The organism is Reichenbachiella sp., assembly GCF_965223055.1.
Lineage (GTDB): Bacteria > Bacteroidota > Bacteroidia > Cytophagales > Cyclobacteriaceae > Reichenbachiella.
In genome coordinates, this window is record NZ_CBDCVM010000010.1 from 619,547 (window position 1) to 633,641 (window position 14,095).

At 35.8% G+C, this 14,095-nt stretch carries 11 protein-coding genes; 9 read left to right on the forward strand and 2 right to left on the reverse strand.

Annotation, left to right across the window (positions count from 1 at the left end):
- Positions 1-75: 75 nt before the first annotated feature.
- Positions 76-2,505 (reverse strand): ABC transporter permease, encoded by a 2,430-nt coding sequence (locus ACOQO5_RS10455; protein ID WP_420581639.1) that lies wholly within the window; start codon positions 2,503-2,505, stop codon positions 76-78.
- A gap of 179 nt (positions 2,506-2,684) precedes the next feature.
- Here ACOQO5_RS10455 and ACOQO5_RS10460 point away from each other — a divergent pair, with 179 nt between their 5' ends.
- From ACOQO5_RS10460 to ACOQO5_RS10500, 9 genes are all read left to right on the forward strand, one after another.
- Positions 2,685-4,061 (forward strand): sigma-54-dependent transcriptional regulator, encoded by a 1,377-nt coding sequence (locus ACOQO5_RS10460; RefSeq protein ID WP_420581640.1) that lies wholly within the window; start codon positions 2,685-2,687, stop codon positions 4,059-4,061.
- Positions 4,062-4,233: 172 nt separating this feature from the next.
- On the forward strand, positions 4,234-5,352 hold the full coding sequence (locus ACOQO5_RS10465; RefSeq protein ID WP_420581641.1) for a sensor histidine kinase: 1,119 nt from the start codon (positions 4,234-4,236) through the stop codon (positions 5,350-5,352).
- Complete coding sequence (locus tag ACOQO5_RS10470) at positions 5,342-5,851, forward strand: hypothetical protein (RefSeq protein WP_420581642.1); 510 nt, start codon at positions 5,342-5,344, stop codon at positions 5,849-5,851. Before ACOQO5_RS10465 ends, ACOQO5_RS10470 begins: the two co-directional genes overlap by 11 nt.
- A 112-nt stretch (positions 5,852-5,963) precedes the next feature.
- Positions 5,964-9,995: a PAS domain S-box protein gene (locus ACOQO5_RS10475; protein ID WP_420581643.1), complete on the forward strand. Its 4,032-nt coding sequence runs from the start codon at positions 5,964-5,966 to the stop codon at positions 9,993-9,995.
- Positions 9,995-10,327, forward strand: a complete 333-nt coding sequence (locus tag ACOQO5_RS10480) for an Hpt domain-containing protein (protein WP_420581738.1) — start codon at positions 9,995-9,997, stop codon at positions 10,325-10,327. Before ACOQO5_RS10475 ends, ACOQO5_RS10480 begins: the two co-directional genes overlap by 1 nt.
- A gap of 76 nt (positions 10,328-10,403) precedes the next feature.
- Positions 10,404-10,772: a response regulator gene (locus tag ACOQO5_RS10485; protein ID WP_420581739.1), complete on the forward strand. Its 369-nt coding sequence runs from the start codon at positions 10,404-10,406 to the stop codon at positions 10,770-10,772.
- Positions 10,765-11,037, forward strand: a complete 273-nt coding sequence (locus ACOQO5_RS10490; RefSeq protein ID WP_420581644.1) for a hypothetical protein — start codon at positions 10,765-10,767, stop codon at positions 11,035-11,037. Before ACOQO5_RS10485 ends, ACOQO5_RS10490 begins: the two co-directional genes overlap by 8 nt.
- Positions 11,034-11,795: an MBL fold metallo-hydrolase gene (locus ACOQO5_RS10495; RefSeq protein ID WP_420581645.1), complete on the forward strand. Its 762-nt coding sequence runs from the start codon at positions 11,034-11,036 to the stop codon at positions 11,793-11,795. The genes ACOQO5_RS10490 and ACOQO5_RS10495 overlap by 4 nt, the downstream gene beginning before the upstream one ends.
- Complete coding sequence (locus ACOQO5_RS10500; protein WP_420581646.1) at positions 11,795-13,342, forward strand: NFACT RNA binding domain-containing protein; 1,548 nt, start codon at positions 11,795-11,797, stop codon at positions 13,340-13,342. Before ACOQO5_RS10495 ends, ACOQO5_RS10500 begins: the two co-directional genes overlap by 1 nt.
- On the opposite strand, the gene ACOQO5_RS10505 is transcribed toward ACOQO5_RS10500, so the two are convergent.
- Positions 13,339-14,019 carry a Crp/Fnr family transcriptional regulator gene (locus ACOQO5_RS10505; protein WP_420581647.1) on the reverse strand — a complete coding sequence of 227 codons (681 nt, stop codon included), beginning with the start codon at positions 14,017-14,019 and terminating at the stop codon, positions 13,339-13,341. The genes ACOQO5_RS10500 and ACOQO5_RS10505 overlap by 4 nt on opposite strands.
- Positions 14,020-14,095: the final 76 nt, after the last annotated feature.

Consider the following 14,095-nt stretch of genomic DNA (forward strand, 5'->3'; position numbering starts at 1 on the left):
GAAGTCAATTTGCGAAAAAAAAAGAAGGCCAAAGCAATCATACTTTGGCCTTCTTTTAGCTGGTAAACTCTAATTTCATTCGTCCCTTAGAGACAATACTGGATTGGCCCTGGCAGCTAAAACTGCCTTATAACCTGCGGTTAGAATTGCTATTCCAAAACTGATCATTAAAGCCAAAGCAAAAATCAAATAAGATAATTCAATCTTGTAAGCAAAATTGTCCAACCAATCGCTCATGACTACATAGCTTATAGGCCCTGCTACGATAAAGGAAATGAAGACAAGTATTAGCATTTCTTTGGAAAAGATATTAAGCACATTGAGCGTGCTGGCACCTAATACTTTCCTGACACCTATTTCTTTGGTCTTCTTGTTGGCGATATATGAAATGAGACCATACAGTCCAAGACATCCAATAAAGATGGCTATGATAGAAAAGAGCTTGAACATACTTCCCATATTCTTCTCTTCTTCATACCAATCAGCTACCTGTTCATCAAAAAAAGTAAAATCATAGATGTCCTTACTAAATACTTTTTCCCACTCACTTTGTACTATGGCTAAAGTTGGATTGACCTCATCAATAGTTTGACCCGCGGAGTTGATCTTCACTGCCATTTCATAAAACATGCGAGGATTGTTCATAAAAATGCAATAAACAAAATCAGACTGTAGCGAATGAGTATGAAAATTTTCAACTACACCAACCACACGCATGTCTCGGTACCATCCGCTTATTTTCTCTCCAATGACCTCTTCTGGGTTCTCGAATCCCAAAGCTTCAGCCAGTTTTCTGTTAACTAATATGCGACTGGTGTCGGTTTTTTCAACCCATTCTCCCGAAACAAGTTTCAACCCGTAGATATCCAAAAAATCTTTATCACCGAATTTAAAATTTACTCTGACATTTTCTCCTTCCGGAATGCTATGGTGATTAATATGTGAGTTTGAATTTGAAGTACCTAACGGTGCACTAAGCGTAAATGTGACTCCTTTCACCTCCGGGTGACTGAGTAGATTAGTCTTCAATCGATTAAGGTCATCTTCGTCTTTACCCGGTAGATCAGCTAAAATAATATTGTCTTTTTCGAAACCGAGATCTTTATTCAAGAAAAAATCCATCTGATTCTGAACTACCAAAGTACCAATAATTAAGACTTGTGTGATTATAAATTGTACAATAACTAATACTCTTCTGAATGACAAAAAGCCACTCCCTTCCTTTACGTTGAATTTCGTTCTCAATGCAGCAATAGGATTGAGTTTTGACATAGAAAGTGCTGGGTAGATGCCTGCTAATAAGCCAATAATCACTATGTTGATCGTTAGGAAGAGTAAAGTAACAGGTTCTTCAAAAAGATTGATCCATAGTTTATACCCCAGTATATCTTCCAGATAGATCAATAACACCTCTGCGAAAATCAACCCAATAAATGAAGAGACAATAGTGATCATCAATGTTTCTGACAAGAACTGAACAGCTAATTGATAAGACTTCCCTCCTAGTGTTTTTCTAATGCCAATTTCTTTTGATCTTTTAATTGATTGAGCAGTGGTCAGATTGATGAAATTTATTGCTGCGGTAAGAATCAAAAATATTCCAATGACACCCAGTGCTTTGATAAACTCCATAGAAATAGTTCTTTCTTTATAGTTGTCATATCTATCACTAAAATGGATATCACTCAAGGGCTGCATATTGTATTTCAAATCGGCAGACGCCCCTTCACCGTGATACTTCTCTACGAAGTCAGCTAGACCTTCTTCAAAATTCGCAATATTAAAATTGTCAGGAACCAACACATAGCAGTTTGTTGCTGAGCTATTGCTATTCCAATTTCCTTTTCTGTAATATGGATTTAATCCATCTAAGTTTTCGTAGTGAATAAAAACATTAAAAGGTATATTCGTGGTTTCTTTATAATCTTCTACAAGCCCTTTAACAGTAATGTCCTGCTTGTTTGAAAGCAATATTTGTTTTCCAATAGCTTGCCCGATGTTATCATCATTTAGTCTAAAGAATTTTTTGGCTTGAGATCTGGATATCACCATGGAATTTGGTTCATCCAAACAATTGGTAGGACTTCCTTCTATGAACTCAAAATCAAAAATCTGAAATACCGAAGATTCAGCAAAGACCAATCCCTCATCATCGAGATATCGATCATATTCTCCATCTTCTCTTTTGATTGCTATCTGATGATACGGTTCGTAGTGTGTCCGTGCTATGACCAAGTCAGGATAATCCGCTCTTAGTCCTTCCCCAACAGGATGTGGAACCCCTTCATTGTATCGGATTCCACTACTTATTCTAGTTTCTCGCACAGCCCGATAAATATTATCATAATTGGAATGGTGCTTATCAAAACTCAATTCATAGGTGATTATTTTGAAGATGACTAAAATGCATCCCAATCCCAGCCCTAGTCCTGACAGGTTAAGGATCGTGAAAAGCTTTTCTCTTTTTATATTTCGGTAAATGGTCTTGAAGTAATTTTTAAACATTGTATTTGGTGTTTAGAGTTAGTTTGTTGAATACAACCCCAATGCCACAAATTATAACCCATTGAATGACAATTAGATATGAATCTATATTTGTATATACTGGTTTCATACTGTTTGAAAACAAACAGTTGATTGTTTGTTTATGAACCTTTATTCCTAGTTTTGGAGACATGGAACTCATGCCCACCTTTCAAGATGGAAATATACTGATTGTTGATGATGATGCAGGAATTCTTACTTCCGCTCAACTCTTCTTAAAACAATATTATAAGAAGGTATATGTAGAGCTTAATCCAGAGCAAATTCATAGTCATTTAAAGAAGCATCAAATTCATATTGTCCTACTTGATATGAATTTTCAAAAAGGCAGAAATGATGGAGAAGATGGTTTCAAGTATCTAAGGCAGATCCTGGATATTCAACCACAAGCCCAGGTAATATTTATGACTGCCTATGGCGATATAGACATGGCGGTGAAAGCTTTGAAAAGCGGAGCCATAGATTTTGTAACCAAACCCTGGAAAAATGAAAAATTTCTTACCACTGTAGAAACCGCAAATAAACTAGCTCAAAATGCTAGACAACTGGAGGAGTTGAAGAACTCGAGACAATATCAATCTGAGCAAGAGGCAAAAGAAATCGAAGGCTTTATTGGGAGTGCCAAATCTTTTCTACTGGCCAAAGCCACCATGGAAAAAGTAGCTGTCTCAGATGCCAACGTGCTTCTACTTGGAGAAAATGGAACGGGCAAAGGGCTAGCAGCTAAGTTCATTCATCAAAACTCAGATAGAAGCGAGCGACCGATGATTACGATTGACATGGGAGTTCTCAGTGAAACACTAATAGAATCTGAACTATTTGGTCATGAAAAAGGAGCGTTTACAGATGCAGGGAAACAAAAAATAGGACGTTTAGAATTGGCACATCGCGGCACCCTTTTCCTTGATGAAATTGGCAACCTATCGTTACCTGCACAAGCCAAATTGCTTTCCGTTTTGCAAAATAAGAAATTCAGCAGATTAGGCTCAAATCAGGAAATTGATATTGACATAAGATTGATATGTGCGACAAACATGTCACTGTATAATATGGTCGAACAAGGCACTTTTCGACAGGATCTATTATACCGTATCAATACTGTAGAAGTAACCATGCCAAACTTATCGGAGAGAGTTTCTGATATCCCCCAACTGGTGACATATTATCTGTCTTCTTTCAAAAACCGTTATGCCAAACATACGCTTTCAATTACCTCAGAGGAAGTGGAAAAACTTAAAAGGATGAATTGGCCTGGAAATATCAGAGAGCTGCAACACGCTACAGAAAGAGCAGTAATTCTTGCCGAAACAGAACAATTATTAGCCTCTGATTTTCAGAATCAACGTACCGATAAAAAAGCCATTCCTGAATCTAAATCGCTGGACCTAAAGCAAATGGAGATTTCTTTTATAAAAAAAGCTATGGCTATACATGAAGGAAACGTCACTCATGCGGCAAAAGAATTAGGGATTGATAGACTGGCTTTGCATAGAAGATTAGAGAAGTATGGCTTATAATAAATTTAGCTTTTACATTATTCTTAGGATTGCTCTCATTCTTTGCAATCTGATAGCTATCGTATATCTACATACACGAGGCGACCTCATATACACTCTTGTGTTTCTGAGTATACTAGTACTAATTCAAACCATAAGTTTGGTTCGGTTTGTAAATAAAACAAACCATGAATTGTCCAAATTCATTCTAGCACTAAGAGATACTGATTATACAGCGAAATTTCCTAAAGCAGAAAATGAATCCTTTAGTCTGCTGTATGAGAGATTTCAGAGCACTTTAGATTTTTACAAAAAGAAAGAAACCAAATACGAAGCGCAGTTCTTGTTTATTCAAGAGCTGATTGACAACATAGAGACAGGCTTATTGTCTTTTGATGAAAATCAAAAAGTGACTTTAATAAATCAGGTAGCTCGAAAAATGAGAACCGACTACCTATTTGAAAACGACCAAAATTTAGTTTCGATCCTAGATCATGTCACTGATGCACAAATCATTACAGGTAGAAATTCTGAAGGTCAGAAAGTGGAATTGTTGGTAAACAAATCTAAATTCAAGTTGCTTGACAAGACTCAATCGATATTTACTTTCAAAGATATTTCCAGCTCACTGGAAACCAAGGAAATTGAATCTTGGCAGAAGTTAATTCGGATTTTGGCCCACGAAATAATAAATTCCCTGACCCCAATTACTTCCTTGTCAGAAACTACTTTATTGATTTTAAAAAACTCAAAACATTCAGATTTAGAGGACATTGAACTGAGTCTGTCAACCATAAAAGAACGTTCAGAAGGACTTTTAACATTTATGGAAGATTATAGAAAACTGGTTAAAATTCCACAGCCAAAAATAGAATCGGTGAATATTAAAGAATCAATAGGAAGCATCTTGCACCTATTTAAGAAGCAATTGGAAGGAATTAAAGTGAATGAAAATTATGAAAGTCAAACCATTATTTGCGACCCAGTATTATTAGAGCAAGTTTTAATCAATTTATTGACTAACAGCTTTCAAGCACTGAATGAAGTAAAGAACAAGTGCTTGGATATTAGTTGTTCTGCAGATTTAACATGGATGAAATTGTCAGTTAGAGATTCGGGTTGTGGTATGGATCAGGAGTCATTATCGAAAGCATTAATACCGTTTTTTACAACAAAACAAAGTGGATCAGGCATTGGTCTGAGCTTGGCGCAACAAATTCTCAACCTGCATCGTGGTAGAATAGAAATAAATTCTATTCAAGGAGAATTCACTCAAATTGATCTGCTATTCCCATCTGTTTATGAACATTGAATTACAACTAACCAAAGTACATAGCAAAGAAAATGCACAATTAATTGCCATCCATGTTGGTAACAATGCACAACGATTCGAAGAGTTAATGCAATTGTTTTTTCACAAGAAATATCGAATCTCTCAAAGAGCTGCTCATGCGGTAAGCCATTGTGTGGACAAACATCCTAATCTTTTAAAACCGTACATCAACCAAATGATTGATCATTTGAAAAGTGATCCTGAAGTTGCAATAAAAAGAAATACCGTTAGGCTTTTACAAAAGCAGGATATTCCAGAAGAATCTCAAGGTCTTTTGCTTGATAAATGCTTTGAATATTTGTCTTCTCCGAGTGAGACCACTGCGGTTAAAGCATTCTCAATGACTATTGCCTATAATCTGACAAAACTCTATCCTGAACTAGAATCGGAGCTTAAGATTGTAATTGAAGACCTGATTCAATACGCAACACCGGGAGTAGTTAATAGAGCTAAAAAAATTTTAGCTGATTTAGGATAGTTTATTGGTCGAAAATAAGAATCTAAATTTTGAATATCCATACATATTTTCATTAAAAAATATAAATTACTGTTCTAGCCTAATCACGATTTTCTTATTACAATAAAGCCAAATGCTTAATCAAGGCAGGACTGATCTGTTGAACGAAGTAGAGAAACTCAAAGGTGAGTTGAAAGAGTTGCACAATAAGTACGACCTCTTACTTGAGTCTTCTGCTAGTTATTTTGTCATTTTTGAAGAAGGAAATGTAATTGAATTTAGCCCTAAGGCTGAAGATAAATTTGTTTTTGCAAGTGACTTTTCTGATAAAACGATTGATGAGCTCATGCCCATCTTTCAGATCAGTGGAGAAAAAAGCAGCAAAACTTGGGAGGACAATTTTAAAAGTGCGCGTAGAGGGAAATCAGATACATTCGATTTTGAATTTCTCGATAGAAATGGACAATCATTTGCAACTATCGCCTCGATTAGTAAGGTAAAAGACGAAAGATTTTTAGTACATTTTGATCTGGTTGAGAATACAGAAAACTTAGTCTCTTCTGCTAATACAATTACTGATAGTGCTCCGGTCTTTATTAAAATAACAGATGAGAAAAACCAGGTCACCTATTTTAGTAAAGGATGGTTTGATCTGCTGGGAACCAAAGATGAAAAAGCATACCATACTTGGACTGAAAATATTCACCCAGATGATCTTGCGGCATATATTTCAACAGTTGACTTTTCCGTATCTAAGAAAAAGAATTACGAATATTCCTTCAGAATTAAGGATAACAATGGTGATTACAGATGGCTATTAGAATCCGGCACTCCCCGATTCTCTAAAAACAAAAAATTTATTGGCTATGCGGCAGCTGCAATTGATACTACTGAACGCAAGACATTAGAGCTAGAAGCAACAAGAGAAAGAGCTATCTCTGAATCAGAATTAAAGATTCAAGAGTCGTTAGACGAATCAGAAGTAGTAGCCATGAGCACAAATACAGAAGGAAGTATCACCTTCTGCAACAACAAATTGTTAGAAACCATTGGACTGAAGAAAGCTGATATCGTCGGATCCAATTTGTTTGATATTTTTATTCCAGATGCTTCTACTAAAATCAATCAAAAGAAATATGGTCAAATAGCTACTGACGGAAAGTATAATGGTACGCTGGCAGGAAAGTTTTTCACTAAAGAGAAGCAAGACATATACGTCAGATTCAATGTAATTCTCCTGAAGGATAGTTTCAACGAAGTATCCGGAATTAACCTTATTGGTGAAAATGTCACCGCTCAAAACAGAGTAAAAAAGCAACTGGAAAAGAGTAATGAGCAGCTAACAGAACTATTTGACAACTCTTATGATTTAATTCAGACATTTGATCATGAGGGCGTTTTCCAATTTGTGAATCAAGCCTGGGTTGAAAAACTAGGCTACAGGGACAAGTTAGAAAGCATCAGATTCAAAGATTTAGTTCATACTAAAAACTGGCAACAGACGGTAGAGAACCTGGACAAAATCATCAAAGGAGAGGCAATAGATAGGTTTGAAACTGTCTTTGTTTCAGATATGGGTAAAAACATATTTGTTTCAGGTCGAGTAAACTGTTCGTTTGATATCAATGGTAATGCTCAGTTCAGAGGTATATTCTATGATATTACCGAAAGAATACGTGCCGAAAAAGCTCAGAGTTTATATTATAAGATTGCAGACTTTAATATAGAGGGTCCACAGCTTGAAATTCTTTATTCTAAATTATTCGATGAGCTCAAGGGATTGTTGAATATCAAAAATCTATCCATCGAACTAAACCTGACTGACAAGTCTAATGCTTCTGCCCCATATGTTCGGTCAGAATTCAAAGATTCAATTGAACTTCAAAATCAAAAAACGGTTAATGATTTGATTGCTAAACAAATGGTAGGTGATACCAGGCAATTAATCATCTATGAAGAGCAGATCAAGGAACAGGTTGAGAAAAAGAAAAAATCATATCAAGGTGCTTTTCCAAAAGTTTGGTTAGGTGTTCAAATTACCGTTGGCAACTCTCCTGTTGGACTACTTAGCACACACTCTTATGATGACCGTTCAGATTTTGGCGCAAAAGATTTGGAATTGCTTTATTTCATAGCGAGTCAAATCTCATTGGCTATAGAAAGAAAAATAAACGAAGAGAAAATTGTTGACCAAGCGGCAAGACTAAAAGCAATTTTTGAAAGTAGTAGTCACCAAATCTGGTCGGTGGATGACACGTACAACTTAACATCATTCAACAGTAATTTCACCAATTGGATGAAGGAGAGTTTTGATGTAGAAACCAAGATTGGTAAGGGTTACGCTAAAGAACGAAAGAAATTATCGGATTCAGTAAACAAACTTTGGGAATCGAAATACAATCAAGCCTTTAAGGGAAAGGCGTTGAATTTTCAGAATGAGGTCAAAATAGGCAAAAAGAAAACACATTGGTCTGAGGTATTCATAAACCCTATTATGAAAGAGGATGGCACAATTGATGAAGTGTCTGTGATCTCTCATGACATCACTGAAAAGAAAAGCTCGGAACTCGCCTTGTCAGAGAGTGAAGCGAAGTTTAGAGAAATTTTCGAATCTATTCAGGATATTTATTTTAGATGCGACCTGAATGGTAAATTACTCATGATGAGTCCATCCGCAAGTGAATCATTAGGACTTCAGCCAGAAGATGTACTGGGCAAAAGCATCACCCAATTCTTCACATCAGAAGAATCAGCAGACTCGATACTCAAAACTTTACTCAAAGAGCATAAATCTCAAAACTTAGAAGCCTCTTTTCATACCGATGATGGAGAAAAAATTGACTTCTTGTGTAATGTCAGAGTATTGTTTAGAAATAAACAGGCCGTCGGATTTGAAGGAGTGGCTCGTGATATTTCGGAAATCAAACGTGCATACGAAGAACTTTCTAAAGCGAAAGAGTTTGCAGAGAAATCATTGGCCATCAAAGAGCGTTTTCTTGCCAATATGAGTCATGAAATTCGTACTCCAATGAATGGAATCATTGGAATGATAGATTTAATTGGAAGTACCGATCTGGATGTAGAACAAACAGATTATGTAAAAACTATCAAAAAATCCTCTGAAACTTTGATGGACATTTTGAATGACATACTCGATTTGTCTAAAATTGAAGCGGGCAAGATGGAACTCAAACAGCGTCCGCTCAAATTGATTGGTACCTTCCAGCGCTTATATGACTTATTCTCTAAAGAAGCCAACGCCAATAACATATACTTGAATTATAACCTTGACAACAAGATTCCAGCTATTATTTTATTAGATGAAACTCGATTACTTCAGGTGATGTCTAATTTAATCAGCAATGCCATTAAGTTTTCCGATGGAAAAGGAATTATTGATATTAGTCTAATTCTTAAGAAAAAAGAAAATAACAAGTGCACTTTCAAAGTCCAGGTAAAAGATGAAGGTATCGGGATTCCAAAAGAACAAATTAAGAATTTATTTATCAATTTCAATCAACTGGACAATTCTAGCACAAAAGTGTATGGTGGCACAGGTCTTGGGCTTGCTATTTCTAAAGAGCTTGTACGGTCTATGGGTGGTGATATAGGTGTAGTGTCTACTCCTGGGTTGGGTAGTACCTTTTGGTTTACGTTCGAAGGAATTATTCCTGAAGATGAACAAACTGATGATACTCATGACCTGGATGAACCTATGGAAATTGCCAGAGAATTTACTTCGGTGGTTCCTCGTATATTGGTAGTAGATGACAACAAAGTGAATCGAACCGTAGCGAGTCAAATATTAGAAAAATCAGGTTGTCAGGTACATCTGGCTTCCAGCGGACCGGAAGCCATAGAAACCGTCAAAAACAACGAACTCGATCTTGTATTTATGGATATTCAGATGCCTAAAATGGATGGTGTCGAGACTACACAAAACATCAAAGGATTAGGATTGAAGTCACTACCTCCTATCGTCGCGATGACAGCCTACTCGATGGAAGATGATCGTAAAAAGTTTATGTCGCAAGGCTTGGATGATTATGTAGCCAAACCAATTCGTGCAGTGACTATCATTGAAAAAGTAAAAGAATACATTCAATATGATACTTCGAATGTGGCGGTTGAAGAACAAAAAAAAACAATGGTTCTGATCAACTAATCAATAAAGAGACATTAGAACAGCTTTCGAAATTTGGTGGAGCAGAGCTTTTAGAAACAGTCTTAACAGATTTCGAAACTGAGGCTAATGAACTCATTAAAAACTGCATGACATATTTCGCAGATAATCACATAGAGGAGATCCGAAAGGAACTCCATACGCTGAAAGGAAGCGCAGGCACCCTGGGAATAGAGAAATTAGCTAATCATGTAATTAAGTTGGAACTTCAACTAAAAACCGCTGATACAACGAATTTAAAACCTCAACTAGATTCGATTCAAGAATGTTTTATCGAGTTTAAAGAAAATTACAAAAATATACTTCAAATGTGATTGATTTGTTTTTAACTTGACGCCTTGTTTTAGGTGCTTGAGTAAGCAGGTCATATAATAAACCTTCTATGAAAAAATAATTATTGCAGAGGACAGTTCGGTCATTCAAAACTTAACCAAAAAAATACTTGAGATTCAAAACTTCAGTATTACTTCTGTAAAAAATGGTCAAGAAGTTTTAGACAAGCTTGATGTGGAAGATTATGACTTGATTTTAATGGACATCAATATGCCAAAAATGGACGGTATGGAATGTGCCAAGGCCATCAGAAAAATGGGTGATCCTATCAAATCAAAGATTCCCATATTAGCCATTACCGGCAATGCCAAGAATTACTCCATCAATGACTTTAAAGAGGTAGGAATCAATGAATACATACCAAAGCCATTGAATTTTGATATATTGGTAGACAAAGTAAAAGCGTACATATCAGCAGATGATTAAATACTCAAAGCACTTTCTGAACAAACTGGAAGACCTATTTTCAGAATCGGACTACGTGCTACGGTATGAAAAAGGAAATTTCCAATCTGGCTACTGCTTGCTTAAGGATACCAAAGTAGCTATCGTAAACAAGTTTTATACCTTAGATGGAAAAATAAATTGCTTATTGGAAATCCTAAAAGAGGTAGAACTAGATGCAACCCACCTAAACGATAAAAACAAAGCCTTGCTCAAGGAGTTGTCTCAAACCACACTTAAGATTTGAAGCTTACTTTTCTCGGCACCGGTACTTCGCAAGGCATTCCTGTCATTGCGTGCAAATGTGAGGTGTGCAATAGTGTAGATTTTCATGACCAAAGACTCAGGTCATCAGTTTTGATAGAGCAAAACAATACCAATCTTCTTATAGATACTGGTCCCGATTTCAGACAACAAATGCTTACCAATCGAGTGGATCATTTGGATGCTGTATTGTATACGCATGAACATAAAGATCATACTGCAGGTCTGGATGATATTCGGAGTTTCAATTTCAAGCAAAAGATGGATATGCCTCTATATGGTAGGGACGCTGTACTCAACCAGCTCAAACAAGAGTATGCCTACATGTTTGCTGATTCCAAATATCCTGGAGTTGCAAGTGTGACTTTGAATCCTATCAAGAATAAGGCATTTCATATCAATGAAGTTGAAATAACCCCCATTGAAGTCATGCATTACAAGCTTCCAGTATATGGGTTTAGAGTAAAAGATATGGCATACATAACGGATGCCAAAACTGTTTCAGAAAAGGAAAGAGAAAAGCTCAAAAACCTGGATGTCTTGGTTATAAATGCATTGCAAAAGAAACCCCACATCTCACATCTTACGCTGGACGAAGCTATTCAGTTCATTGAGGAAATCAAGCCTCAACGAGCGTATATTACACATATTGGGCATTATATGGGCACGCATAAAGAGATACAAAAGGAATTACCTGACAATATATTTTTAGCCCATGATGGTCTCATTTTAAAAGGGTAATGCAATTCAATTATTACTTTCTAAAGGCTCTTACCAAAGAACTAAGCAACCACTTATTGGGTAAGTCTACTACGTCTATTTTTTCTCAAAGTAAAGGAGAATTACTACTGACATTTGAAAGTAATGATTCAGAATTCATCATTAAGGCTAACCTAGACAGTCAGTCTTCCCTATTATCTTTCCCTTCAACTTTTGCCAGAGCCAAGAAAAATTCTGTGGATTTATTTGGAGAATTAGTAGATCAAACGGTGATCAATGTTAGGCAATTTGAAAATGAAAGATCATTCTCTATACAATTTGAAAATGAATTTGAACTCCTATTCAAACTTCATGGTCGTCACGCAAATATTTTATTGTTTCAAAACAATGAATTGATGTCACTATTCAAAAATGGAATTGAAAAAGATAAACACCTGAGAATTGAAGAATTAAACAGGCCACTTGATCAAAGTACGGAAGCCATACAAAAAGTTGATTTTGATCTATTTCAGGTTTTCCCAACTTTTGATAAACACATAAAAAACCAGCTCAAAATCAAAGGGTTTTATCAAGAAGCGTTGGAGTCAAAAACCAAATTGAGCATTTTAGAATTATTAATAGAGGAGCTGAATGATTCGAATTTTTATTTGCTCAAAGGAGAACCTGGGTTAAGATTATTTAAACCTGATGAAGAATATGTCTTGTATCACAGTCCATGTGAAGTTTCAAATCAGTTGGCTCGATCTTTTTTTACTTCTCAGGTAGTCGCACAACTTAAAAACAAGCTACTTGGGCAGATCAATAAAGATATTAAGAAGAGTGAATCCTACATCAGTCAAAACAAAAGCAAGCTGACTGAAATAGAAAAACGTCGAGGATACGATGAATTAGCAAATATTCTGATGGCCAATCTACATCTCAAAATAGACCCTTCAAAGAAGGAAATTGAATTATTCGATTTCTATGCTAATGAGCAAATCAAGATTAAACTAAAACCTAATATGTCACTTCAGCACAACGCTGAAAACCTGTACAGAAAAGCTAAGAATCAATCCAAAGAAGTAGAGGTTTTGAAAAACAATATCCTATCGAAAGAAAAATCTCTTCAACAATTGATTGAACATAAGGCTTCCATATCTTCCATTGAAGATATAAAAACGCTCAAGACCTTCGAAAAATCAAATACTAAGTCAAACTTCAAAGAAGCATCTCCTTTTATGGAATTTGAAATAGAAGGATTTCAGGTTTTTGCAGGAAAAAACGCCAAGAACAACGACCTGCTTACTCAGAAATTTGCTCGAAAAGATGACCTTTGGCTGCATGCCAGGGATGTATCAGGTTCTCATGTTATTATCCGAAATCCTAATGGTTTAAAGATTCCTATGGGAGTAATTGAGCAAGTGGCTCAAATTGCAGCCTGGCATTCAAAACGTAAATCTGACACTTTGTGTCCTGTGATTTATACTCAAAAGAAGTATGTAAGAAAACCCAAAGGCAGCTTACCAGGTCAAGTGTTGTTATCTAAAGAAGAAGTGATATTGGTGGAGCCTAAACGAGCAGTCAATTAATAAAACTCGGAACTTGCAATGCGTTGAAGTTTGTTGCTATCAGTAAGAAAGATAGCTCTTTGCTTTATTTCAATTAGTTTATCCCCCTTAAACTCCTTGAGCAGCCTACCTAGGCTTTCTCTCGCTGTACCAATGATATTTGCTAAGTCCTCCCGTGGTACAGTAATTTCCTTACCATCATATCGCTCCCGCAAAATCAATAAATAAAGCGCAAGTCTTTCTCTCAATGGCTTATGAGCTAATACAGTAATGGTATTCACCATCACTCCAAATTCATGACTCATGTTTTGAAGTAAAAGTAAATTTAAGCTTGAGATTTTCTTGAGTAGATTTTCAAATGTCGATTTACTAATAAATAATACATGGCAATTTTCTAGCGCTTCACAAGAATCTTCATAAACTTCATTACACAACACAGGATGGTAACCTAACAAGTCGCCTGCTTTGTAGATATAAAATATTTGATCTTTGCCATCCAATCCAGTCTTATAAATTTTCGCCTTTCCCGATAACACTAGAAAAATACCTGTTGGAATACCACCTTCATAGAATATAAGCTTGCCTTTCTTGAAATTTAGCTTGGAACCGCTTTTTAAAAACAGTTCTCTATCGGCTATTCCTAAAGAATCAATAATTCTATTACTCTGAAAATCAAATTTCTTAATGTCAACTTTCACTATTATGTGATTTAAATTTCAATCTTGAATGTAACATAAATCACATATTATTGAAATAAATATCCTATTTCTTTTA

What these genes read in the sequence shown, in the direction of transcription:
- ACOQO5_RS10455 (WP_420581639.1), bottom strand. Translation starts at nt 2,505, where the DNA reads ATGTTTAAAAATTACTTCAAGACCATTTACCGAAATATAAAAAGAGAA.
- ACOQO5_RS10460 (WP_420581640.1), top strand. Translation starts at nt 2,685, where the DNA reads ATGCCCACCTTTCAAGATGGAAATATACTGATTGTTGATGATGATGCA.
- ACOQO5_RS10470 (WP_420581642.1), top strand. Translation starts at nt 5,342, where the DNA reads ATGAACATTGAATTACAACTAACCAAAGTACATAGCAAAGAAAATGCA.
- ACOQO5_RS10475 (WP_420581643.1), top strand. Translation starts at nt 5,964, where the DNA reads ATGCTTAATCAAGGCAGGACTGATCTGTTGAACGAAGTAGAGAAACTC.
- ACOQO5_RS10490 (WP_420581644.1), top strand. Translation starts at nt 10,765, where the DNA reads ATGATTAAATACTCAAAGCACTTTCTGAACAAACTGGAAGACCTATTT.
- ACOQO5_RS10500 (WP_420581646.1), top strand. Translation starts at nt 11,795, where the DNA reads ATGCAATTCAATTATTACTTTCTAAAGGCTCTTACCAAAGAACTAAGC.